This window comes from Rhodobacter viridis (assembly GCF_003217355.1).
GTDB lineage: Bacteria > Pseudomonadota > Alphaproteobacteria > Rhodobacterales > Rhodobacteraceae > Rhodobacter > Rhodobacter viridis.
Genome location: NZ_QJTK01000001.1, coordinates 145,398 through 169,304, shown reverse-complemented (window position 1 = coordinate 169,304; position 23,907 = coordinate 145,398). Strand labels below are relative to the sequence as shown.

At 66.6% G+C, this 23,907-nt stretch carries 21 protein-coding genes; 8 read left to right on the top strand and 13 right to left on the bottom strand.

What is annotated here, in order from left to right; translation table 11 throughout:
- Window positions 1-42 precede the first annotated feature (42 nt).
- The 6 genes from C8J30_RS00805 to C8J30_RS00780 all read right to left on the bottom strand — a co-directional run bounded on the left by C8J30_RS00805 (window position 43) and on the right by C8J30_RS00780 (window position 7,154).
- Complete coding sequence (locus C8J30_RS00805) at window positions 43-828, bottom strand: crotonase/enoyl-CoA hydratase family protein (RefSeq protein WP_110803835.1); 786 nt, start codon at window positions 826-828, stop codon at window positions 43-45.
- Entirely contained in the window at window positions 821-1,684 is an 864-nt protein-coding gene (locus C8J30_RS00800) for a hydroxymethylglutaryl-CoA lyase (RefSeq protein WP_110803834.1), read from the bottom strand. Before C8J30_RS00800 ends, C8J30_RS00805 begins: the two co-directional genes overlap by 8 nt.
- Window positions 1,677-2,324 (bottom strand): glutathione S-transferase family protein, encoded by a 648-nt coding sequence (locus tag C8J30_RS00795; RefSeq protein ID WP_110803833.1) that lies wholly within the window; start codon window positions 2,322-2,324, stop codon window positions 1,677-1,679. The genes C8J30_RS00800 and C8J30_RS00795 overlap by 8 nt, the downstream gene beginning before the upstream one ends.
- Complete coding sequence (locus tag C8J30_RS00790; protein WP_110803832.1) at window positions 2,321-4,243, bottom strand: acetyl/propionyl/methylcrotonyl-CoA carboxylase subunit alpha; 1,923 nt, start codon at window positions 4,241-4,243, stop codon at window positions 2,321-2,323. Before C8J30_RS00790 ends, C8J30_RS00795 begins: the two co-directional genes overlap by 4 nt.
- Before the next feature lie 149 nt (window positions 4,244-4,392).
- On the bottom strand, window positions 4,393-5,997 hold the full coding sequence (locus C8J30_RS00785; RefSeq protein WP_110803831.1) for a carboxyl transferase domain-containing protein: 1,605 nt from the start codon (window positions 5,995-5,997) through the stop codon (window positions 4,393-4,395).
- A complete protein-coding gene (locus C8J30_RS00780) occupies window positions 5,994-7,154 on the bottom strand; it encodes an acyl-CoA dehydrogenase family protein (protein WP_110803830.1) in 1,161 nt (386 codons plus the stop codon). The genes C8J30_RS00785 and C8J30_RS00780 overlap by 4 nt, the downstream gene beginning before the upstream one ends.
- Before the next feature lie 212 nt (window positions 7,155-7,366).
- Here C8J30_RS00780 and C8J30_RS00775 point away from each other — a divergent pair, with 212 nt between their 5' ends.
- Window positions 7,367-7,621 carry a hypothetical protein gene (locus C8J30_RS00775; RefSeq protein WP_110803829.1) on the top strand — a complete coding sequence of 85 codons (255 nt, stop codon included), beginning with the start codon at window positions 7,367-7,369 and terminating at the stop codon, window positions 7,619-7,621.
- 122 nt (window positions 7,622-7,743) lie between these two features.
- Here C8J30_RS00775 and C8J30_RS00770 read toward each other — a convergent pair whose 3' ends face one another.
- Window positions 7,744-8,346 (bottom strand): response regulator transcription factor, encoded by a 603-nt coding sequence (locus tag C8J30_RS00770; RefSeq protein WP_394341893.1) that lies wholly within the window; start codon window positions 8,344-8,346, stop codon window positions 7,744-7,746.
- Window positions 8,347-8,595: 249 nt separating this feature from the next.
- Here C8J30_RS00770 and C8J30_RS00765 point away from each other — a divergent pair, with 249 nt between their 5' ends.
- From C8J30_RS00765 to C8J30_RS00755, 3 genes are all read left to right on the top strand, one after another.
- Window positions 8,596-9,162, top strand: coding sequence for an oxidoreductase (locus C8J30_RS00765; RefSeq protein ID WP_110804260.1), 567 nt, complete (start codon window positions 8,596-8,598; stop codon window positions 9,160-9,162).
- Window positions 9,163-9,197: 35 nt separating this feature from the next.
- Window positions 9,198-11,870 carry a hybrid sensor histidine kinase/response regulator gene (locus tag C8J30_RS00760; protein ID WP_110803827.1) on the top strand — a complete coding sequence of 891 codons (2,673 nt, stop codon included), beginning with the start codon at window positions 9,198-9,200 and terminating at the stop codon, window positions 11,868-11,870.
- A gap of 139 nt (window positions 11,871-12,009) precedes the next feature.
- A complete protein-coding gene (locus tag C8J30_RS00755; RefSeq protein WP_110803826.1) occupies window positions 12,010-12,762 on the top strand; it encodes a hypothetical protein in 753 nt (250 codons plus the stop codon).
- Here the strand turns inward: C8J30_RS00755 and C8J30_RS00750 are convergent.
- The 3 genes from C8J30_RS00750 to C8J30_RS00740 are packed head-to-tail and all read right to left on the bottom strand — an operon-like array spanning window position 12,753 to window position 15,830.
- A complete protein-coding gene (locus C8J30_RS00750) occupies window positions 12,753-13,949 on the bottom strand; it encodes a DegT/DnrJ/EryC1/StrS family aminotransferase (protein ID WP_110803825.1) in 1,197 nt (398 codons plus the stop codon). The two genes, C8J30_RS00755 and C8J30_RS00750, sit on opposite strands and share 10 nt — an antisense overlap.
- A complete protein-coding gene (locus C8J30_RS00745) occupies window positions 13,946-15,160 on the bottom strand; it encodes an MFS transporter (RefSeq protein ID WP_110803824.1) in 1,215 nt (404 codons plus the stop codon). The genes C8J30_RS00750 and C8J30_RS00745 overlap by 4 nt, the downstream gene beginning before the upstream one ends.
- Window positions 15,153-15,830, bottom strand: coding sequence for an HAD-IA family hydrolase (locus tag C8J30_RS00740; RefSeq protein ID WP_110803823.1), 678 nt, complete (start codon window positions 15,828-15,830; stop codon window positions 15,153-15,155). The genes C8J30_RS00745 and C8J30_RS00740 overlap by 8 nt, the downstream gene beginning before the upstream one ends.
- Window positions 15,831-15,932: 102 nt before the next feature.
- Here C8J30_RS00740 and glmU point away from each other — a divergent pair, with 102 nt between their 5' ends.
- Genes glmU through C8J30_RS00725 form a run of 3 tightly spaced genes read left to right on the top strand, consistent with a single transcriptional unit; the run spans window position 15,933 to window position 19,927 of the window.
- On the top strand, window positions 15,933-17,279 hold the full coding sequence (gene glmU, locus C8J30_RS00735) for a bifunctional UDP-N-acetylglucosamine diphosphorylase/glucosamine-1-phosphate N-acetyltransferase GlmU (RefSeq protein WP_110803822.1): 1,347 nt from the start codon (window positions 15,933-15,935) through the stop codon (window positions 17,277-17,279).
- Window positions 17,280-19,091 (top strand): glutamine--fructose-6-phosphate transaminase (isomerizing), encoded by a 1,812-nt coding sequence (gene glmS, locus C8J30_RS00730; protein WP_110803821.1) that lies wholly within the window; start codon window positions 17,280-17,282, stop codon window positions 19,089-19,091.
- On the top strand, window positions 19,088-19,927 hold the full coding sequence (locus C8J30_RS00725; protein WP_110803820.1) for a DNA alkylation repair protein: 840 nt from the start codon (window positions 19,088-19,090) through the stop codon (window positions 19,925-19,927). The genes glmS and C8J30_RS00725 overlap by 4 nt, the downstream gene beginning before the upstream one ends.
- Window positions 19,928-19,970: 43 nt before the next feature.
- Here the strand turns inward: C8J30_RS00725 and C8J30_RS00720 are convergent, their stop codons facing one another.
- Complete coding sequence (locus C8J30_RS00720) at window positions 19,971-20,738, bottom strand: gamma-glutamyl-gamma-aminobutyrate hydrolase family protein (RefSeq protein WP_110803819.1); 768 nt, start codon at window positions 20,736-20,738, stop codon at window positions 19,971-19,973.
- A gap of 99 nt (window positions 20,739-20,837) precedes the next feature.
- The gene (locus tag C8J30_RS00715; RefSeq protein ID WP_110803818.1) at window positions 20,838-21,266 is read right to left on the bottom strand and encodes a SufE family protein; all 429 of its coding nucleotides are present in this window, start codon (window positions 21,264-21,266) and stop codon (window positions 20,838-20,840) included.
- Between the two features lie 157 nt (window positions 21,267-21,423).
- On the opposite strand from C8J30_RS00715, the gene C8J30_RS00710 reads away from it, so the two are divergent.
- Window positions 21,424-21,912 (top strand): hypothetical protein, encoded by a 489-nt coding sequence (locus C8J30_RS00710; protein ID WP_146227838.1) that lies wholly within the window; start codon window positions 21,424-21,426, stop codon window positions 21,910-21,912.
- Between the two features lie 66 nt (window positions 21,913-21,978).
- Here the strand turns inward: C8J30_RS00710 and C8J30_RS00705 are convergent, their stop codons facing one another.
- A complete protein-coding gene (locus tag C8J30_RS00705) occupies window positions 21,979-23,859 on the bottom strand; it encodes an elongation factor G (protein WP_110803816.1) in 1,881 nt (626 codons plus the stop codon).
- Window positions 23,860-23,907 lie beyond the last annotated feature (48 nt).

Below are 23,907 nucleotides of genomic sequence, written 5' to 3'. Positions count from 1 at the left end.
CGATCCGAATCGGCCAATTCACGAAATAATATTGCGAATCTTTCAGTTCACAAGCCAGTGAGGCGCACGACGCGCAAAGAAGGCCTCCAGACCTTCGCGCGCTTCGTCACTTTCCCAGCGTGCGACAAGGGCGGCAATGGTGCGCTCCTGCGCCTGCGAGTCGAGCCCCGGCGTCAGCTCACGCACCAGCGCCTTCGCCTCGGCCACGGCGCCCGGCGCACAGGCCAGATAAGGCGTCACTTCCGCCTCGATCGCGGTGTCCAGATCGGCGGCCGAAACCACCCGCGAAAGCAGGTTCAGCCCCACCGCCTCCTCGGCCGAAAAGAGCCGCGACGACATGAAGACGGCACGCGCCTTCGCCGGGCTCATCCGGGCGATGACATAGGGCGAGATGGTGGCGGGGGTCAGGCCGAGCTTCGTTTCGGTCAGGCCAAACCGCGCCTCGGGCACGGCAAGGGCGACATCGCAGACCGAGATCATGCCGATGCCCCCGCCGAAGGCATTGCCCTGCACACGGCCGATGACGGGCTTCGGGCAGTCGTTCACCGCAGCCAGCATCGCGGCCAAGGTGCGGGCACTCGCCGCCCGCGCCTCGGGCGTGGCGGTGATATTGGCCTGCATCCAGCGCAGATCGCCGCCCGCGCAGAAACTGGCCCCCTCGGCCGCCAGCACCACGACCCGCACCGCGGGGTCGGCGCCGAGCTGGCCGATGGCGCGGGTGAGTTCGGCAATCATCTGCGCATCGAGCGCGTTGTGCTTGGCCGCGCGCGAAAGCCAAAGGGTCGACACCCCGCGCGCGTCAGTCTCGATCCGGATCGTCTCAAACATGGCTCCCCCCCTTCATCGCCCGCGCCAAAGCCGCCGCCCGGGCCAGCGCCGCCGGGTCAAGCCCGGTCTCGTAGCCCAGCGCCATCAGCCGCGCGGCCACCTTTTCCGTCGCCACATTCCCCGCTGCCCCCGGCGCATAGGGACAGCCGCCCAGCCCCCCCGCCGCGGCATCAAAGACCCGCAGGCCCAGTGCCAGACTTGCCTCGATATTGTCGAGCGCCCGGCCCGCGGTGTCGTGGAAATGCCCGGCCAGCCGCTCGGACGGCATCTGGTTCAGAACAGCGTTCAGCATCGCCGTGACGGTCTCGGGCCGCCCCTGCCCGATCGTGTCGCCCAGACTGACCTCGTAGCAGCCCAGATCACGCAAGGCGGCCACCACCTGCGCCACCCTGTCGGGCGCGATCGCCCCCTCGAAGGGGCAATCGGTGACCATCGAAACATAGCCCCGCACCGGCACCAGCGCCGCCTGCGCCGCTTCCACGACGGGGGCGAAACGCTCAAGGCTCTCGGCGATCGAACAATTCAGATTGGCGCGCGAAAACCCCTCGGAGGCCGAGGCGAAGATCGCCACCTCATCGACGCCCGCCGCAAGCGCCGCCTCGACCCCGCGCAGATTGGGCGTCAGCGCCGCATAGCGCGTGCCGGGGCGTCGGGTGATGCCCGCAAGCACCGCCGCGCCATCGGCCATCTGCGGCACCCATTTCGGGCTGACGAAGGAGGCCACCTCGATCCGGGTGAAACCGACATCCGAAAGCGCATCGACCAGCGCGATCTTGTCGGACGTGGCGATGAAGCGGACTTCGTTCTGCAAGCCGTCCCGCGGCGCCATCTCGACGATTTCGACGCGCTCAGCCATCGGGCAGCTCGTAAAACTCGCGGGTATAGATCGTGTCGCCGCCGCGCTCGACCGCGCGGATGTGGGCGGGCCGCGCCTTGGCGCGCGTCACCCAATCGGCGATGGCGGGGAAGCTCTCGCGGGGCACGAAGCGGAACATCGCATCCATGTTGAAGCCGAACATGCAGTCGGCGGCCGAGAAGGCACCCAGAATCCAGTCGCGCCCGGTCAGCCGGGTTTCAAGCGCGCGCATGGTGATTTCGAGCCGCTTCGTGTCGAGCCGCATCAACGGCACCGAGCGCGCCGTGTCAGGGCGCAGGAAGATGTGGTGAATGTTGAGCGATTGCAGGATGTTGCCCTGCGTTTCGGCAAAATGCACCCATTCGAGAAAGGCACCGCGCTCGGGGTCGCCGGGCATCGGCGCCAACCGCCCGCGGGTCTCGGTCAGGTATTGCACGATGGCGCCCGATTCAAAGATCACCCGACCGTCGATTTCCAGCGCAGGCACCCGCCCGGCGGGCGAGAGCGCGCGAAACTCGGGGCTGCGCAGGCTGCCATCGGTCAGCGACCAGAGTCGGATCTCGGCCGGCTCGCCCAGTTCTTCCAAGAGCCACAGCACGCGATGCGAGCGCGAGCCCTGAATGTGATGCAGGATCGTCATGCCACTTCCTCCTCGGCCAGTCGGATCAGCGCCGCCCCGGCCTCCACCTGATCGCCCGCGCCCGCCAGCACCTCGGCCACACGGCCCGCTCGCGCGGCGCACAGCGTATGCTCCATCTTCATCGCTTCCAGCACGGCGAGCCGGTCGCCCGCAGCCACCTGCGCACCGGGCGCGACGAAGACAGCTTTCACCAGACCCGGCATCGGCGCAAGCGTGAGGCCAGAGGCGGAGGCGCTGCTTTCGCGGGCCAGCGGATCGGGCCGCTGGAAGCGATGCGCGCCGCGCAGGAAGACGGTGATCTCGTCGCCCACAACATGGATCTGCGCCCCGGTCTTGGCGCCATCGACCCACCAGCCGTCGGGGTGCAGCGCGCAATCGTGCCCCTGCCCGTCGATCTCGACGCGGAGGCGGTTCGGCCCGATGACCTGCAGATGCGCGGGCGCCTCGAAGGGCACGGGGCGGCGCAAGGGCGCCCAAAGGCTGAAGCCGGTGCCGGTGGCCTCGTGCAGCCCCGCCGCGGCGATCACGGCCAGCGCCCGGGCGGCGGGCGGTGTTGGCAGCGGATGGGTGAGCGGCTGCAGATCGCGGGCGATCAGCCCGGTATCGACATCGCCCGCGACAAAGCCCGGATGGCGGGAGAGACGCGCCAGAAAGCCGAGGTTCGTCACCGTGCCCGCAACCTCGGTCGCCTCGAGCGCCCGGGCAAGCGCGATCAGCGCGGCGGCGCGGGTCGGGCCGTGGCTGATCACCTTGGCGATCATCGGATCATACCAGGGGCTGATCACATCCCCGGGCCGGACCCCGGTTTCGACCCGGATGCCGGGGGGAAAGCGCAGATGCTTGAGCGTGCCGGTCGCGGGCAGGAACCCGGCCGGAACATCCTCGGCGTAAAGCCGGGCCTCGACCGCATGGCCGCGGATCTGCAGATCGTCCTGCTTGGCGGGCAAGGGCTCGCCCGAGGCGACGCGCAACTGCCATTCGACCAGATCGACGCCGGTGATCGCCTCGGTCACCGGGTGCTCGACCTGCAGGCGGGTGTTCATCTCCATGAACCAGAACCGATCCGGGCGCAGACCATCCGAGGCATCGACAATGAATTCGACCGTGCCCGCGCCGCTATACCCGATCGCCTCGGCGGCGCGCACGGCGGCCTGCCCCATGGCAGCGCGCATCTCGTCGGTCATGCCCGGCGCCGGGGCTTCCTCGATCACCTTCTGGTGGCGGCGTTGCAGCGAACAATCGCGCTCATAAAGATGCACGGCGCGGGTGCCATCGCCAAAGACCTGCACCTCGATATGGCGGGGCTTTTCGACATATTTCTCGATCAAGACGGCGGGGTTGCCGAAGGCGGTCTGCGCCTCGCCCTGCGCGCTGAGAAGCGCGGCGGCGAAATCGGCTGGGTGATCGACGCGGCGCATGCCCTTGCCGCCTCCGCCCGCCACCGCCTTGATCAGCACAGGATAGCCCAAAGCCTCGGCCGCGCCCGCAAGGTGGTCCGGGTCTTGGTTGTCGCCGTGATAGCCCGGCACGATGGGCACCCCCGCCTCTGCCATCAGCGCCTTGGCGGCGTCCTTGAGGCCCATCGCCCGGATCGCCGCGCCCGAGGGGCCGATGAAAACCAGCCCCGCGGCCTGAACCGCATCGACGAAATCGGGGTTTTCAGACAGGAAGCCGTAACCCGGATGGATCGCCTCGGCCCCGGTTTTCAGCGCGGCCTCAATGATCGCAGCGCCGCGCAGGTAGCTGTCGGCCGGGCGCGGGCCACCGATATGCACCGCCTCATCGGCCATCGCCACATGGCGCGCGCCCGCGTCGGCGTCGGAATAGACCGCGACCGTGGCGACACCCAGACGGCGGGCGGTGTCGATCACCCGGCAGGCGATCTCGCCACGGTTGGCGATCAGGATCTTTTGAAACATCGCGGTCTCCTTGATCAGCGGCGGGGGCGTTGCCCCGTGCCTTAAGTAGCGGGGGGCTCCGCCCCCCGGGCCCCCCGAGGTATTTTTTGCAAGATGAAAGGGATGGGGTTTCATCTTGCTGCAAATACCTCCGCCGGAGGCATGGAAAGTTACATGCGGAAAAGGCCGAAGCGGGTCGCCTCGATCGGCGCGCAGAGGCTGGCGGAGAGGCTCAGCGCCAGCACATCGCGGGTCTTGCGGGGGTCCACGATGCCGTCGTCCCAAAGCCGCGCCGAGGCATAGAGCGGCTGGCTTTGGCGCTCGAACATCTCGAGCGTCGGGCGTTTGAACTCGGCCTCTTCCTCGGGGGACCAGTGCCCGCCCTTGCGCTCGATCCCCTCGCGCTTGACCGTGGCGAGGACGCCCGCCGCCTGTTCGCCGCCCATCACCGAGATGCGGGAGTTGGGCCAGGTCCACAAGAACCGGGGCGAATAAGCGCGGCCCGCCATCCCGTAATTGCCCGCACCGAAGGAACCGCCAACGAGCATGGTGATCTTTGGCACGTTCGTCGTGGCCACAGCCGTCACCATCTTTGCCCCGTGCCGGGCGATGCCCTCGTTTTCATATTTGCGCCCGACCATGAAGCCGGTGACATTTTGCAGGAAAACAAGCGGGATGTTCCGCATCGAGCAGAGCTCGACGAAATGCGCGGCCTTTTGCGCGGCCTCGGAAAAGATCACCCCGTTGTTGGCGATGATGCCGATGGGGCAGCCCATCACATGGGCGAAGCCGGTGACGATCGTCTCGCCAAAGCGCGGTTTGAATTCGTCAAAGCGCGAGCCATCGACCACCCGGGCGATCACCTCGCGGATGTCATAGGGGGTGCGCAGATCCGCGGGCACGACGCCGAGGATATCTTCTGGGTCATAGGCCGGATCTTCGGGGCTCTGCCATTGCACCGTCGCGGGTTTGGCGCGGTTCAGATGGCTCACGGCCCGGCGGGCGAGCGCCAACGCATGGGCGTCATCCTCGGCCAGATAATCAGCCACACCGGAGAGCCGCGTGTGCACATCGCCACCGCCCAGATCCTCGGCGCTGACGACCTCGCCCGTCGCGGCTTTCACCAGAGGCGGACCGGCCAGAAAGATCGTGCCTTGATCCTTCACGATGATCGTCACATCCGACATCGCGGGCACATAGGCGCCGCCCGCGGTGCACGACCCCATGACGACGGCGATCTGGGGAATGCCCTTGGCCGACATCCGCGCCTGATTGTAGAAGATGCGGCCAAAATGGTCGCGGTCGGGGAAGACCTCGTCCTGATTGGGCAGGTTGGCGCCGCCACTATCCACCAGATAGACGCAGGGCAGCGCACATTCTTCGGCGATCTCCTGCGCGCGCAGGTGCTTCTTCACCGTCATCGGGTAATAGGTGCCGCCCTTCACGGTGGCGTCGTTCCCGACCACCATGACCTCCTGCCCGCTCACGCGCCCGATGCCCGCGATCACCCCCGCGCAGGGCGCGGCGTTGTGATACATCCCATGCGCGGCGGTGGCGCCGATTTCCAGAAACGGGCTGCCCGGGTCGAGCAAAGCCGCCACCCGCTCGCGCGGGGCCATCTTGCCGCGGGCGACATGGCGTTTCGTGGCCTCCGGCCCGCCGCCCGCGGCGGCATGGGCGGCGGCCTCGCGCACGTGGTCCAAGAGCGCCAGATGCGCGGTGCGATTGGCGCGGAAGGTTTCGGAACTTGGCAGGGCGGCGGAGGTCAGCTTCATTTCGCCTCCACCAGTTCGCGGCCAATCAACATGCGGCGGATTTCGGAAGTGCCCGCCCCGATCTCCATCAGCTTCGCATCGCGGAAGAGCCGCGAGACGGTCGAGTCATTCAGGAACCCTGCCCCGCCAAGCGCCTGCACCGCCTGATGCGCCTGCACCATCGCCTGTTCCGAGGCATAAAGCACGGTCGCCGCGGCATCCTGCCGGGTGACCTCGCCGCGGTCGCAGGCTTTGGCCACCTCGTAGGTATAGGCGCGGGCGGTATTGGCGGCGACATACATGTCGGCGATCTTCGCCTGCATCAGCTGGAAAGTCCCGATCGGCTGGCCGAACTGCTCGCGCGTCTGGGCATAGGGCACGACCTCGTCAAGGCAGGCCATCAGGATCCCCGTGCCGATCCCCGACAGCACCACCCGCTCGTAATCGAGCCCCGACATCAGCACCCGCACACCCTTGCCCTCGGCGCCGAGCACGTTCTCCGCAGGCACCTCGCAATTGTCGAAGAAAAGCTGCGCCGTGTTCGAGCCGCGCATGCCGAGCTTGTCGAAATGCGGCGAGGTCGAGAACCCCTTCATCCCCTTTTCGATGAGGAAGGCGGTGATCCCCTTCGAGCCCGCGCCCGGATCGGTTTTCGCATAGACCACCAGCGTATCGGCATCGCAGCCATTGGTGATCCAGTATTTGTGGCCGTTCAGCACGTAAACATCACCGCGCTTTTCCGCCCGCAGCTTCATGCCGACGACATCGGAGCCCGCGCCGGTCTCGCTCATCGCCAGCGCGCCGATCTTTGCGCCACTGACCAGATCGGGCAGGTATTTGCGCTTCTGCTCAGGTGAGCCGTTCAGCTTCAGCTGGTTGACGCAGAGGTTCGAATGCGCCCCGTAGGAAAGCGAAATCGAGGCCGAGACCCGGGCGATCTCCTCGGTCGCCACCACATGCGCCAGATAGCCCATGCCTGCGCCGCCGTATTCCTCGGGCACGGTGATGCCCAGAAGACCGAGCGCCCCCATCTCCGGCCAAAGCTCGTTCGGGAAGAGGTTGTCGCGATCGACCCTGGCCGCAATCGGCGCCAGCCGGTCGCGCGCCCAAGCCTGCACCATGTCGCGCAGCGCCGCGATATCTTCCCCCAGATCGAACCGCATCGAGCCCGTGAACATCTGCCCCTCCCCGTTATTGAACGCTTGTTCATTTATTTCCGGAGAGGGCGATTCCGTCAAGCGGACGTGCCGCAACGTCACTTCGCGCGGGCCGACTATACGAAAGGATAGTTTGTGCACTTTCGATACCCGCCGATGGCCTTCCGCGCACGCGCCAAGGGCGGGATGAATTGGTAAAGATTTCTTAACGAATAACGACGGAGAGCAGCGCCATGAGCCCGATCGCCACCGCCAGTCAGCACGCCTGGATCTATGCCGTGCTGATCGAGATGAACGATTATTGCCGTAACGAGGGGCTTGCCGAGGTTTCCGCCGCAATCACCCGGGCGATCGAGCGGATGGAACCGGTGGTCTTTCCGCACCCTGCCCCGGCGGCGCCGCTGCGGCCGCGCCGGGTCTCGCCCTTCTCTTCGCGCGCAGAGCGCGACCGGTCTGCAGAGGTGGTGCCCTTCCCCAGCCGCAGATGACCCGACAAGCCGGTCCGCGCCTGACCCAATAGGCGGATCGGCGCGCCGCCGTCCCACTCGATCCGGCGGCGAAAGGCGGTGCTTCGGCACCGCCTTTACAAACCCCGCCCGCGGGAATGCGCTTAAAACCAGCCGTTCTCGCGGGCGATCATCGCAGCATGGGTGCGGTTGCGCGCGCCGATCTTGCGCGTCAGCGTGCGCACATGCAGCTTCACCGTGACCTCCTGCAGGTCCATCTCGCGGGCGATTTCCTTGTTCGTCCGCCCCGCGCAAATGCCGCGCAGAACCTCGGTTTCCCGCGCCGACAGGCCGCCCTGACTGGGTGGTTCCTCCTGCTTGAGAAAGTCGAAGGGCGCAAAGACCGATCCCGAGGCCATCAGCGTCACCGCCCCGATGATCGAGCGCGCCGGCATCGCCTTCGGCACGAAACCGATCGCCCCGGCATCGAGCGCCTCGCGCGCGGCCGAGGGACGGGCAACGCCCGAGATGATCGCCACCGCCTGCGCGGGAAACGTGCGCTTCATCTCGATCAGCCCCTCGATTCCCTCCATGCCCGGCATGTCGTAATCAAGCAGCACCAGATCGAAGCTCCCCGCGGCCTGCACCGCCGCAAGCGCCTCGGGCAGTGTTCCCGCCACCGCAACCTCGTCGCATCCGCCTGCGCGCAACAGCGCCGCAATCGCATCGCGCACGAGATCATGGTCGTCGGCAATCAGAAGTCTCACCCTCACCTCCGAAAATCTCGCCCCGCGGCTCTCTCGCAGGGGTTGCAGAAAGGTAATCTTAAAGAAAGCGGGCTATTTCAAGACCGCGGCGGGAAGTTTCGGCGGGCATCGCCCTAAGCGACACCGGACCTACCGTTTCGGAGCGTGATCCTATCCCTTCGGATAGGTAAATATACTTAATTCAGCATGGCTTGACCGTAGGGCTATGCGACAATCCCGCGATCGGGCATGATCAAACGGGGGAAAGACATGCGCAGCACCACCAAGACGGCGATGGCCGCCGTGATCCTCAGTCTGTCCCTGCTCGCCGCCGCGGGCTTCACCTTGCATGCGCAGGGCGCGCTGGCCGAGTCGCCCGCCCCTGTCGCGGCCGCACCGCTCGACGCGCCGACAGGGACAGTCATGCTCACCGTTACCGGCAAGATCGGTGTCACCAATGCCGAGGGCGCCGCGAAATTCGATGCGACGATGCTGGCCGCGCTGCCGCGCACGAATTTCGAGACCTCGACGATCTGGACCGAGGGGGTGCAAGCCTTTTCGGGGATCGAATTGCGCGCCTTGCTCGATCGTCTGGGCGTGACCGACGGCACGCTGAAGATCACCGCGATCAACGATTACTCGGTGCAGATCCCGGTCTCGGACATCGCTGCGGGGGGGGCGCTGCTCGCCGATCACCGCGATGGCAAGCTGATGACCGTGCGCGACAAAGGGCCGCTCTGGCTCGTCTACCCCTATGATTCCGCTTCAGAATTCCGCAACGAAGTCGTCTATTCCCGGTCCGTCTGGCAAGTCGACCGGATCGAGGTCCAGCCGTAATCCGGGTCACTTGCCCCCAACTGCACATCGGTTTCATGTCCGACAGTTCCCTTTCGTTGCCCGACACGCGTCAGCGTCTGCGCCCCTTCCTGATCGCGGGACTGGTCGTGCTGTTTCTTGGCGCGGTGGGCGCGCTTTATCGCTACGGCGTGATGGTGCAGTCGGAAATCGACAACCTGGCCATCGCCAATTCCGACAGCCTGCAATGGACGCTTGCCCAGCTCGAGGTCGAGTATTTCCACATGGACGGCGCCCTCGTACGCGCCAAGCCGGACGCGCCCGAGACGATCGCGGAATTCAGCCGCAGCTTCGACATCTTCTACAGCCGCGTGCACACGATACTGGAGGGCCGCGGCTTCACCGCCATCGTCACCCCCGAGGTCGCCGGCACCGAGATCCGTCGCATCGACAGCTTCCTGCACCAGGCTGCGACGCTGGTCGACGCCGGTCCCTCAGCGCTTGGCCCCGCCCTGCCCGATCTGCGCCGCAGCGCCGAGGCGCTCGAACACGACGTCCGCACCGTCTCGCTCGAAGGGGTGCGGAAATTCGCCGAAGATGCCAAGCAGCAACGCGAACAGGTGTTTTCCTCGCTGATGCTGCTGGCCTCGCTGACGACGGCGCTGCTCGCCGCGATCACGGCCGGGCTTGTCATCACCTGGTCGCTCTGGCGCTTCGGGATGCGGCAGACCGGCTCGCTCTCGGCCGCCAAAGCCCGGCTCGAGGCAGTGATCGGCACCTCTTTCGATGCGGTGATCGTCGTCGATCAGGACGGCCTCGTGCTCGAATTCAACGGCGCGGCCGAGCGGGTCTTCGGCTACAGCCGCGATGAGGCGATGGGCCGGCATCTGAATGAGCTGATCGTGCCCGACAACATGAAATCCGCGAAATTGGCGGGGTTCAAACGCTACCGCACCGGCGGCGTGCCGCGGATCGCGGGGCATGGGCTGATCGGGCTGCAAGCACGGCGCAAGGATGGCTCGGTCTTCCCGGCCGAGATTTCGGTCACCGCCACGCGCATCGGCCGGAAAGAGATTTTCGTCGGCTACATGCGCGACATCACCGACCGCGTCGCCGCCGAGAAAGAGCTGATCGACGCGCGCGATGCCGCGATGGCGGGCGAGCAGGCGCAGGCCGAATTCGTCGCCGTCATGAGCCACGAGATGCGCACGCCGCTCAATGGGCTGCTCGGCACGCTTGATCTGTTGCGCGAAACCCCGCTCGACGAAAGTCAGACTGCGTTTTTGGCCTCGATGCAAAAGGCGGGCGAGATCTTGCTGACGCATGTGAACAACACGCTTGATGTCGAACGGCTCGACGCGGGCAAGCTGTCGCTGACGCGCGAGCCCTTTGCCCCGATGTCGGTGCTTGACGAGATCGTGCAGATGCAGGCGGCGGGCGCAGCTGCGCGTGGCAACGCCTTGAAAGCGCGCGCAGAAGGCAAGCTGCCCGAGTTCGTCGAAGGCGATGCGATGCGGATCCGGCAGGTGCTGCTGAACCTCGTCGGCAATGCGATCAAATTCACCCGCGACGGCGCGATCACGCTCGAGGCGGAATATCACCGCGATCAGGGCCTGCTCGAATACCGCGTCATCGACACCGGGATCGGCATCCCGGCGGGCGAGACCGAGCGGATTTTCGACGATTTCGTGACGCTGGACCCCGAACTCTCGCGCGAGGCGACCGGCTCGGGCCTTGGTCTGTCGATCGCCCGGCGCCTGATGCGGGCGATGCGCGGTCAGATCGGGGTCGAAAGCGATGTGGGTCAGGGCTCGGCCTTCTGGATCAGCCTGCCCGCGCCGGTGGTGCTGAGCAGACCCGCCCCGGCGCCCGCGGCCCCGGCGAGCTCCGCTCCCGTCCGGGCGGCCGCCCCGGCGCAGCCCTGCAACACCGACGGGGCACCGCCAAGCCGCCTGCCGATGTCGATCGACGTGCTCGTGGTCGAGGACAATGACATCAACCGCGTCGTGATGTGCGAAATGCTGCGCCGCGCCGGTCACACATTCGAGGAAGCCCGCGATGGCGTCGAAGCCGTCGAGAAGGCCGCCGAGCGGCGCTTTGACGTGGTGCTGATCGATCTGAACATGCCGCGGATGAATGGCGTCGACGCGACCGAGGCGATCCGCTCGGGCACCGGGCCGAACTGTGACACGCCTTTCATCGCGGTCACCGCGAACGTGCTGCCCGAGGCCCGCGCCCGGCTGGAGGCGGCCGGGGTCTGCCGGGTGATCTCGAAGCCGATCACCCGCAAGCTGCTGGATCAGGTTCTGGCCGAAGAGCTGTGCCCACGCCTGCGCGACCGCAGTCTCACCCTGCCGCCCGAAACCGCCCCTGCCTCCGCGGCGGAACACCCGTTGCTGGACGCCGACACGCGGGCCGAACTGGCGCTGTCGCTCGGGCCGGAGATGATGGCGCTGACGCTGCAGCGATTCCTGACCGAAGGCGAGACGATGCTGGCCGCGCTGACGCGTGCTTCGGCGCAGGAGAAACCCGCGGAAACCGCGGCGCTCGCGCATAAATTCGCCGGCTCTGCGGCGCTGCTCGGGGCCGAGCGGCTCTATCACCGGCTCAAGGCGATCGACCTTGCCCTGCGCACTGCAAGCCCGGGCAGCGTGCCCGAAACCACGACGCTGGCGGTACTCGACTCGCTTGCCACCGTCTGGGCCGAGACCTGCGCCAGCCTCTCTGCCACCCCCGCAACGGCGCCCTGATCACATCTTCAGGGCGCTTGCGACTCCGACCGCGCAGCCCGGTCTATCCTTTCGCGCTCCGCGGCATCCCTCCGACACATTGCCGAAATTCCCTAACGGCAATTAACCTTTAGCTCAGGTTAAGGTCAGGGAGGCCCGCATGATCTGGACGCATCACCCCTCGCAGCCCGTCGCGCAAGCGCCCGCTTTCGGACCATGGTTGGGGCGGATCCTGGCGCGGATGCGCGCCGCTCTGGCACCGGCGCCGGACCGTGCGATCAGCTGGCCCGCCGCCGTCATCGCCGCCGCCGATGCCCCCGTCGCGACCGGCCCGACCGCGGTCGGGATCGGCGTGACGCGCATCGGCCGCAGCGCGCCCCGGCCCGAGGCGCTGGTGGCCGCGCAGCGCCCCTCGATCACCCCGATTGCAGAGCTTGCGGGCCCCGCTGCCGTGCCGCAAGCCGCCGTGATTGAGCCGGCCCGGTTTCACAGCCTTGATGAAGAGGCCGTCTCGGTCGTCTATTTCCTGTCGCATCGCAGCGGCCCGGGGCTGATCTGTCTCGACTGGTTTGCCGATCACGGCCTGCCCTTCCGCCGCATCGGCGCGCTGCATCCGACCGCACCGGTCTGGTCGGCGCCGCAGGGCGCGCTGCTGCTCGTCGATCTCGACACGCTCGGCGGCATTGCCGAAATGGCCGAACCGCTGATGCGGCTGCGGCTCAACCGCCCCGACCTCTCGGTGGTGCTTTTGACCGAAGAGGCCGAGGCGCATGATTTCGGAACCGAGCGGCTGGTGCTGGCCGACATCACGCTGCGCCTGCCCTGCGCCTTTGCCAGCTTCGAATTCGCGCTCGCCGAGGCGCCGATCAACAACGCCGCCTGGCAGGAACGGCTTCTGGGCGATCAGGGCTGAGCCCGGCGCACCTCTTCATCGACGATACGGGCAATCAGCGCCGCATCGGCCTCGGAGAAGGTCAGCGGCAGACGCAGATCGAGCAAACCGCCCAGCACCGCATCGGTGCGCGGCAAGGGCTGCGCGGGGACATAGCGCCAACTTTGATGGCGCGAGGTGAAGGCCACGGGCTCGGCAGCGCCGAACCACTTCAGCTCCACTCCCCGCGCGGCGCAGGTTGTGACGAGTGCCAGAATACGATCACCGGCCCAACCGGGCAGGAGAAACTGGAAGGACGAGCCGACAAAGGCTTCGGCCTGGGGTCTGTCGATCACCCGCAGCCCCGGCGTGGCAGAAAGCCCCGCCTCCAGCGCCCGGTAAAGCCCGTTCCAGCGGAAGATCCGGTCGGGCAGCGTCGGGATCTGCGGCCGCAGAATCGCCGCGCGCAGGTTGTCCATCCGCCCCGAGACATTGGGCGTGTCGTATTTCAGCGTCTCGAAGACCTCGGCGGGCGGCGCTGCCGCGTGCCGGGGATAGAGCATGTAAGAGCCTGAAAGCAGGATCATTTTTGCCATCAGCACCGGATCGTCCGAGACGATCAGACCGCCCTCGCCCGAATTCATGTGCTTGTAGGTCTGCGTCGAATAGCAGCCCACCGCCCCATGCCGCCCCGAGGCCACGCCGCGCCAGCTTGCCCCCATCGTATGGGCGCAATCCTCAATCACCAGCAGCCCGGCGGCCGTGGCGATCTCCATCAGCCGGTCCATGTCGCAGATATGGCCGCGCATATGCGACAGAAGCAGCACCCGCGCACCTGCAGTTTTCGCTTTCGCCTCAAGGTCTTGCAGATCGATCACCAGATCCTCGGTGACCTCGACGAAGACCGGCTCGGCGCCAAGCGCGGCGATCGCCCCGGGCACCGGCGCGAGCGTGAAGGCATTCGTCAGCACCCGATCCCCCGGCCCGACCCCGGCAGCGCGCAAGGCGCAGCCCATCGCATAGCCGCCCGAGGCGACGGCGAGGCAGTATCTCGCCCCGGTGAAGGCGGCAAACTCCAGCTCGAGCGCCGCGGTTTCGCCGATCTCGCCCGCGGCGACGTTGTAGCGATGCAACCGACCCGAGCGCAGCACCGCGACGGCGACCGCAATCGCCGCCTCGTCGATCGGTTCCTGCTGGGTGAAATTGCCGGTAAAGACCTCGTCCGTCATGTCGCTTTCCTGCGCATCAGCATCGCGAAGGGCACCGCCAAAAGCACCGCCGCGACGAAATAGGCGGCGTCGGGGCTTTGCACCGGGGCCGCGTCGGAGAGGAAATAGCCGAAGACCTGCGCAAAGAACAGCGCGCCTGCGAGCATCATCAGATTGGTCACCGCGCCAAGGCCGCCCTGCAACGCGCCCTGTTCGCTTTCAGGCACCCGCGCCGACATCATCGCGGTCAGCGCCGGTTGCGCGAAGCCCTCGGGGCCGTGGAAGATCAGCAAGATCACGACGCCAACGATGCCGGGCACCAGCCCGTAGCCCGCCGCCGCCAGACAGGCGATGGCCAGACCCAGAAGCGCCGCCCGCCGTTCGCCAAGCCGCTTGACCACCGGGCCGGTGAGCAGCCCCTGAAACAGCGCCCAGACGATGCCGAAAGCGGCCAGCGAGACGCCGATCGTGACCTCGGACCAGCCGAATTTCGCGATCCCCCAATAGGACCAGACCGCCGGATAGACCGCCGAGGCAAAGAAATAGAGCGCATAGATCGCCACCAGCGGCAGCACCCCCTTGTGGCGGCGAAAGACCGTCAGGATGCCGAACGGGTTCGCCTCGCGCCAGACCACGGCGCGGCGGTTCTCGGGCGCAAGCGTTTCCGGTAGCGCCCTGAGCCCCCAGAGCAAATTGAGCGCCGCCAGCGCGGCGGCGGCCCAGAACGGCACCCGCGGACCAAAGGCGCCCAGAAGCCCGCCCAAGGCCGGGCCGAGCACGAACCCAAGCCCCAGCGCCGCGCCAAGCCAGCCAAAGGCCCGGGCACGGTCCTCGGGCGCGGTGAAATCGGCGACATAGGCATTCGCGATTCCCTGCGTCGCGCCGCAAATCCCCGCGACGCTCCGCGCGAGGAAAAGCCACAAAAGCGAGGGCGCCAACGCGCAGAGGACGTAGTCGATGCAAAGCCCCGCCAACGACAAAAGCAAAAGCGGCCGCCGTCCGAAGCGATCAGAGAGCGCGCCCAGAAGCGGCGCCGTCAGAAAAAGCGCCAGCGAATAGACCGCATAAAGCCAGCCGCCGATCTGCGCCGCGTCGTTCAGTTGCAGCCCGCCCACCTCTTCGATCAGCTTCGGCAGCACCGGCAGGATCAGCCCGACCCCCGCCATGTCGAAGAAGACGACGATCAGGATGAAGATCGTCGCACGGCGCGGATGCAGGACGGCCTCAGCCATGGCGCGGCAGGAATTGCGCCACGCGCAGGCTCAGATCGGCGAAGCTGTCGAGCATCGCCTCGGGGACAAGGCGTTCGATCGCGCGGCCTTCGGGACCGAAGGCGACGAGGAGACAGGGCACGCCGACGGCCCGCGCGGTTTCGCGGTCGGTCGCGGTGTCGCCCACAAGCAAGGACCGCGCCACCGTACCGCCCGCGCGCGTCACCGCCGCATGGTAGGGCGCGGGATCGGGCTTGCGGGTGGGCAAGGTGTCGGCGCCGACGAGCGCATCGAAAAGGGACGCGATCCCCAGCGCATCAAGCAGTTGCACCGCCAGCGCCTCGGGCTTGTTGGTGCAGATCGCGGTGCGATAACCGGCGGCCCGCAGCGCCGCCACCGCCCCGGCAGCGCCGGGATAAAGCCTTGTGTGCACGCAGATATTCTCGCCGTAATGCAGCAGCAGGCGGAAGTAATCCTCGGCGACGATCGGCGCGGCATCGGGCGTGCCAAGTCGCGCATGACCAAGCGCCAGCATCGCCCTGCCGCCCTGAAAGGCCGTAGCCGCATCCGCGACGGGATCGAGCACCGCGCCCAAGCTCCGCGCGACGAAACAGGCATTCGCCGCCGCGATCAGATCGGCCGAGGTATCGGCCAGCGTGCCGTCCAGATCGAAAACCACCGTGCCCGCCATCGTCGTCACTGTTACGCCCCCGAAAGATTGCGTGATCCTCGCCCTCTTGCAGCGAGATATGGTATCGGTAAAACAGGCACGAGCAGAAGAAAAGGCGTCCTCATGGCCATTGCCCTTATTGTCCTGGCCGCAGGCCAAGGCACCCGCATGAATTCCGACCTGCCGAAGGTGCTGCACAGACTGGGCGGCGCGCCCTTGGTCGCGCATGCGCTCGCGGCGGGGCAGCGGCTCGATCCCGAGCGGGTGGTGGTCGTCGTCGGGCACGGCGCCGATCTGGTCGAGAAGGCCGTGCGCAAGCTCGAGCCCGAGGCCGAGATCGCGTTGCAGGAACAGCAGCTCGGCACCGGGCATGCGGTGGCGCAGGCGCTGATGCAGATCCCGATGTTCGAGGGCAAGATCGTCGTGCTTTACGGCGACACCCCCTTCATCTCGCCCGAGACGCTGGAACTTCTGGTCGAAAGCACCGCCGATGTCGTCGTACTGGGCTTCGAGGCGGCCGATCCGGGCCGCTACGGGCGGCTGATCGCCGAGGGCGACCGGCTGGAGCGGATTGTCGAATTCAAGGATGCGACCGCGGAAGAACGCGCGATAACCCTTTGCAATTCCGGGGTGATCTGCTGCGACGCCACGCTTTTGGCGATGCTCGTGCGCGAGCTTGGGAACGACAATGCCTCGGGCGAATATTACCTGACCGACATCGTCGGCAGCGCCCGCGCCAAGGGCTATGTGGCCGAGGTGGTGCGCTGCGAGGAGGCCGAGACGCTGGGCATCAACACCCGCGCCGAGCTTGCCGCCGCCGAGGCCGCCTTTCAGGCCCGCGCCCGCGCCGAGGCGCTGGAAAACGGCGTGACGATGGTTGATCCCTCGACGGTCTATTTCGCGCTCAACACTTGCATCGGCCGCGATGTGGTGCTCGGGCCGAATGTCGTCTTCGGCCCCGGCGTCACGATCGAAAGCGGGGCGACGATCGAGGCCTTCTGTCATCTCGAAGACTGCCACATCTCGCGCGGGGCCACCGTCGGCCCCTTCGCACGGCTGCGCGCCGGAGCGGAACTGGCTGAAGACGTGCATATCGGCAATTTCGTCGAGGTGAAGAATTCGATCCTCGGCGAGGGCGTCAAGGCCGGGCATCTGACCTATCTCGGCGATGCCGACGTGGGCGAGTTCACCAATATCGGCGCGGGCACGGTGACCTGCAATTATGACGGCGTTTTCAAGCATCGCACCACGATTGGCGCGAATGCCTTCATCGGATCTGATACAATGCTGGTCGCGCCGGTCACGGTGGGCGATGGCGCGCTGACGGGCTCGGGCTCGACGATCACCGAGGATGTCCCGGCGGGCGCCATTGCGCTCGGCCGGGCGAAACAGGTGAACAGGCCGGGGCTGGCGACGAAACTGTTCGACATGCTGCGCGCAAAGAAGGCCGCGCAGAAGAAAGGCATTTAAATGTGCGGGATCATTGGCGTTCTTGGCTTTCATGAAGTTGCGCCGCTGCTGGTCGAAAGCCTGAAGCGGCTGGAATATCGGGGCTATGACTCGGCGGGCATCGCCACGGTGAACGAAGGTCGGCTCGACCGCCGCCGCGCCGTGGGCAAGCTGGTCAACCTCTCCGACCTTCTCGTGCACGAGCCTCTGGCGGGCAAGGCGGGCATCGGCCACACCCGCTGGGCGACGCATGGCGCGGCGAACCTTGGCAATGCGCATCCGCATCGCTCGGGTCCGGTGGCGGTCGTGCATAACGGCATCATCGAGAATTTCCGCGAGCTGCGCGCCGAACTGGCCGAGGCCGGGATCACCCCCGAAACCCAGACCGACACTGAAACCGTCGCGCTTCTGACGCGGATGTTCATCGACCGCGGTCTGGCGCCCCGCGAGGCCGCGGTGGCGACGCTGAAAAAGCTCGAAGGCGCCTTTGCGCTGCTGTGGCTGTTCGAGGGTGAAAACGATCTGCTGATCGCCGCGCGCAAGGGCTCGCCGCTCGCCATCGGGCACGGCGCGGGCGAGATGTTCGTGGGCTCGGATGCGATTGCGCTGTCGCCGGTGACCGACCGCATCACCTATCTGGCCGAGGGCGACTATGCTTTCGTCACCCGTGCCGGCGCCGAGATCTTCGACGCCGAGGGGCGGCGCGCGAACCGCGAGGAAACCCGGATCGACCTCTCGTCGACGCGGGTCGAAAAGGCGGGCTACAAGCATTTCATGGCCAAGGAAATCGCCGAGCAGCCGGTGGTTCTGGGCGATGCGCTGCGCCATTACCTCACGCCCGAGGGCGTCAACCTGCCTGCCGAGCTGGATTTTTCGGGTCTTGAGCGGCTGACGCTGGTGGCTTGCGGCACGGCCTTTTACGCCTGTTCGGTGGCGAAATACTGGTTCGAGCAACTGGCGGGCCTGCCCTGCGAAATCGATGTGGCGTCCGAGTTCCGCTACCGCGAGCCGCCACTGCCCGCGAAAAGCTACGCGATCTTCGTCAGCCAATCGGGCGAGACCGCCGATACCCTCGCCGCCCTGCGCTACTGCACGGAAAAGGTTCAGAAAACCATTGCCGTGGTGAACGTGCCCTCGTCCTCGATCGCGCGGGAATGCGATCTGGCCCTGCCGATCCTTGCCGGGGTCGAGGTGGGTGTCGCCTCGACCAAGGCCTTCACCTGCCAGTTGCTGGTGCTGGCGGTGATGGCGCTGAAAGCGGGCATCGACCGCGGCCACCTGAGCGCGGATCAGGTGCAGGGGCATCTTGATACCCTGCGCGCGCTGCCGGGGCTGATGAATGCGGCGCTGACCACCTCGAACGACATCGCGAAACTGGCCGAGCGACTGGCCGAGGCGCAGGACATCCTCTTCCTCGGGCGCGGCCCGATGTTCCCGCTGGCCTTGGAAGGTGCGCTGAAACTCAAGGAAATCAGCTACATCCACGCCGAGGGCTATGCCTCGGGCGAACTCAAGCACGGGCCGATTGCGCTCATCGACCGCTTGGTTCCGGTGATCGTGCTCGCGCCGCATGACCGGCTCTTCGACAAGACCGTGTCGAACATGCAGGAGGTGATGGCCCGGCATGGCAAGGTGCTTCTGATCACCGACAGCAAGGGCATCGCCGCCGCCGAGGGCACCTGGGCGCAGCTGCGCTTGCCCGAAGTGGCCGAGCCCTTCGCGCCGATCCTCTATGCCCTGCCCGCGCAACTGCTGGCCTATCACACCGCCATCGCCAAGGGGACGGATGTCGACCAGCCGCGCAACCTTGCAAAATCCGTGACGGTGGAGTGATGGCACGGAAGCGCGGCAGCCGGGTGATCGTCGCCGAGGACCGGCCGCTCACTGCAGAAGAATCGGCGTTGGCCGCCGAGGCCGCCGCCTATGCGGCTTCGGATGCGGCCTATACGCAATATGAGGAAGAGGCCGAGGGTGACGACCTCGGCCCGCCCCCCACTCTGGCCGAGGCGATCGCCGCACTCGAAGCCTGTGGCGATGCGGAAAAGGCCGCGGGCGCCGCGGCTTACCACAAGGTGGAACGGCGCTATCTGGGCGTGCCAGTGCCGCTGATCGAAGATATGGCGCGGCTTTGGCGGGCGCAGGCGACGCTCGATGAACGCATCGCGCTGGCCGACGGGCTCTGGCAGAGCGATATCCACGAAGCCAAAGTTGCAGCGGCGAAACTGCTGACGCAGGCCCGCATCCGCCCCGATGACGGGGTCTGGCGCACGATCGCGGGCTGGGTGCCCGGCTTCGACGCCTGGGCGATTGCCGATCACGCCTGCAATGCGGGCGGACGGCGGCTTGCGGGCGCGCCCGAGCGGCTCGACGAGATCGAAACCTGGCTTGACGCCGACACCATGTGGACCCGCCGCGCGACGCTCGTCATGACGCTGCCCTTCACGAAATCGAACCACCCCGATGCCGCCGAACAGGCCGCCCGCGCCCGCATTCTGGGCTGGTGTGTCCGTCTTGCCCCGGACCGCGACTGGTTCATTCAGAAGGCGATCGCGTGGTGGCTGCGCGAACTGTCGAAACACGACGCGCAGGCCGTCGCCGACTGGCTCGCCGAACATGGCGCGACGCTCAAGACCTTCGCCCGCAAGGAAGCGTCGAAATACCTGACCTGACGGTTCTTTCTTCTTGGCCCAAATACGCCCTTCGCGCCGCGCGTCACCCGCGCGCGGCGGCAAACTTGCGCACCGCATCGCCAAAGGCGCAAAAGAGCGGCCGCGACACCGGATCGTTCTGCGCATTCCATTCTGGGTGCCACTGCACGGCCAGCGTGAAGCCCGGCGCATCCTTCACATAGATCGCCTCGGGCGTGCCATCCTCGGCCCGGCCTTCGATCACGATGCGCGGTCCCGGTTCGAAAATTCCTTGCCCGTGCAGGGTGTTGGTCACCACCTCTTCGGTGCCGAAGAGGCTGGCAAACCGCCCGCCCGGGGTCAGCACGACCTTGTGGCGCAGCGCGAAAGCCTCTTCCAGCGTGCCTTCGGGCGGCATCCGGTGGTTCATCCGGCCCGGCAATTCGCGGATCTCGGGGTGCAGCGTGCCGCCCATCGCCACGTTCACCTCCTGAAAGCCGCGGCAGATGCCCAGAAACGGCTGCCCCGCCGCGACGCAGGCCCGCACCAGCGGCAGCGTGATCGCATCGCGGGCGCGGTCGAAAAAGCCGTGCTTCTCGGTCGCCTCATGACCGTATTCCGAGGGATGGATGTTCGGCCGCCCGCCAGTCAGCAAAAAGCCGTCGCAGACCTGCATCAGCTCCTCGACCGAGACCATCTCGGGATCGGCGGGAATGAGCAGCGGCAGACAGCCCGAGACATTGGAAATGGCACAGGAGTTCATCTGCCCGCCCTCATGGATCGGGTAGCGGTCGTTGATCAGCCCGCGGTTGCCGATGACCCCCACGACCGGGCGATGTGCGCTCTGTGTCATGTCATGCTCCTTTCGCAAAAACGTAGCAAAGCCACGTCGTTGCGCAAAGAGGGAAGGACGCGCAGGATCTGTGCAGGCGTGCAGGGTCGCAACGCCGGATCAGGCGGCGGCAGCCTCGGCGGCGAGCTTGCGGATACGCTCGACCATCGCGGCCAGACCGTTCGAGCGCTGTTGGCTCAGATGTTCGTTCAGACCAAGCCGCCCAAGTTCGGCTTTCGCATCGACCGCACCCACTTCGGTCACTGAAAGCCCGGCATAAAGCGCGTGCAAAAGCGCGATCAGCCCCTGCACGATCATCGCATCCGAGGCGCCTTCAAAATCAAAGACCGCCCCCGCGCCGGTACCCGCGATGCGCGGCATCAGCCAGACCTGCGAGGCGCAGCCCTCGACCTTGGTCGCGGGCACTTTCAGCGCCTCGTCCAAGGGCGGCAGCGCCTTGCCCAGTTCGATCACATGGCGATAGCGATCCTCCCAATCTTCCAGGAAGTCGAAGGTTTCGGCGATCTCTTCGAAAGCGGGGCTGGCCATGGGAAACTCCTGCGTTTTCCCCTGCGTAGCCCTCATGCGGCGGCGCGGCAAGAGGCAGGCGGCAGCCCGTGCAAGCGCCGGGCCAAACGCCGCTTTTCAAACCGGGCCGGATCGGCTACCCAAAGGCAAGACCGACCCAGCCGCTCCGAGGTGCCTCATGTTCCTGCGTGCCCGCCCTGCCCCCGTGGCCCTTTCGCTTGCGCTGGCGCTGGCGCTCGCGGGCTGCGGACAGTCGAAGCTGAACCCGTGGAACTGGTTCAAGCATGAACAGGTGATGACGCTCGCGCCGAAAGAGGGCTATCCGGACGTCAAGGAAGACCCGCGCGAGCTGATCGCGCAGGTTACCGCGCTGGAGGTGAACCCGACGCAGGGCGGCGCCATCGTCGCCGCGACCGGCCAGACGCCGACGCAGGGCTGGTGGGGCGCGAAGCTTCTGGCCGAGAATGACGGCAAGCCCGTCGAGGGCGTCATGACCTATCGCTTCGTTGTCGCCTGGCCCGATCCGAAAAGCCCGGCCGCGAGCCGCGTCAGCACCCCGCAGTCGCGCGACGTGACGGCGGCGGCCTTCATCGACAATGTCATGCTGGCCGAGGTGACGAAGATCGTCGTGATCGGCGCCGACAATCAGCGCTCGATCAGCCGCTGAGCACGCGACATCGAAATGACAAAGGGCGGTCCCGCGGGACCGCCCTTCCTCGTTTCGATCAGGCGCTCAATATTGCTCTTCGTAGTGATCGAGCGTCGCGACAAAGTTGGCCGTGCCACGGGTGGCGCCGCCGAGCGACTGGAACAGCTCGGAGAGCGACGACGCCGGCATCAGCGCCTCGAACAGATCCCAGCCCTTCGCGGCCGGATCGGCTTCGAAGCCCAGCACCTGCCCCTTGAGGCCAGACACAAGCGGCGAAAGCCCGCCCGCATAGGTCGACGGCACCGAAATCACCACTTTCGAGACCGGCTGGAGGACGACCGTGCCAATCTCCGCCATCGCCTCGCGCAGCGCCATCTTGCCCGCGGTGCGGAAGGCATGGTCGGAGCTGTCGACCGCATGGTGCTTGCCGTCCGAGAGGTTCACCGCCAGATCGACCACCGGATGGCCCTTCGGACCGGCCACCAGAGCCTCGCGCGCGCCCGCCTCGACCGAGGGGATGTAGTTGCGCGGCACCGCGCCGCCCTTCACCGTCTCGGTGAAGCGGAAGCCCTCGCCGCGGCCGAGCGGGCTGACCTCGATCACCACATCGGCAAACTGCCCCGCCCCGCCCGATTGCTTGCGGTGACGGTATTGTTTTTGCGCCGAGCCGGTGATGGTTTCGCACAAAGCCGCCGTCAGCGGCGCCGTGCCGACCTTGATGCCGAAATCGGCATCAAGCTTTTCAAGCGTCCGGCGCAGATGCAGCGGGCCCTGCGTGCCCAGCACGGTCTTGCCGCTCGCCGGATCGGTGCCGAGCGTCAGGCCGGGATCGATTTCGAGCAGTTTCGGCAGCGCCGCCGCCAGACGGGTTTCGTCGCGCTCGTTCTCGGGCTCGAGGATGAGCCTGTGGTTCGCCGCATGCGCCGCCATCCAGTCGGGGTTCGGCGCGATGCCTTCGGCGGTGTAAAGCGGCCCGGTCAGGCTCAGGTGATCGGTCTTCACGGTCAGTCCGATTTCGCCCGCCTTCAGCGCACCCAACTGGGTCTTGCCATCGACATCGACGATCGACCCCACAGCCGCCCCGCAGAGCTTCGCCCCCGGTGCCACGCCATCGGCCAGCGCACGGACGAGCACGGTCTTGCCAAGGTGCTTGACGGTATCGGCCAAGGCGCCCACGGCCAGCGCGCCGATGCGTTCCTTCGTTTCGGCCACGCCCGGCACTTCGTGACGCAGGCTCTTCATCAGCCGCATCATGCCATTGCCGTGGCTCGCCGAGCCCAGAAGCGCGGGCAGAAGATCGTGATGTTGCAAGACCTTAGTCGAGACCTCATAGACCTCGTCGGTCATCGGCCGCTGATCCTCGATCAGTTCGGTCAACAGCGTCTCGTCGAAATCGGCCAGATGTTCGAGCAGTTCGGCCCGCGCCTCGGCTTCGCGGTCGCGGATCTCGGCGGGCAGCTCCATCAGCGAGGACCGGGCGTGATCATGATATTCCCAGGCGCGTTCGGAAATCAGATCGACCGCGCCGATCACATGGCCATCCTTGCGGATCGGGATCTGCCGCAGCACGATCCCATGCGGGCAGAAAGTCTGCAACGCCGCCACGATTTCACTGGTGCGATCCTGCGCGACGTCGATCTTGTTGATGAAGATGAAGGTCGGCAGGTTCGCGGCTTCGACCAGCCGCAGATAGGGCGCGCACAGCACCGCGGCCTCGGCCTCGGCGGGAACGCACAAAACAACGGCATCCGACGCGGCAAGCATCGGGCCAAGCTGTGGCAAATGGTCGGCCCCTCCGGGCGCATCCAGAAGCGCCCAGTCTTCCCCCATGAAAGCGAAGCGCGTCACGGCGGTTTCGCCGAAAAGCACATGTTTGCGCGGCTTTGCCCCTTCGAGCGTGGCCAGCGCCTCGGCAAGCGTGGTCTTGCCGGCCTGCGATGGGCCTACGATGGATACGACTTTCATTGGGCACCTCCTCGGGTCTGTTGCGCACGTCATTTTCGTGTCGCATGT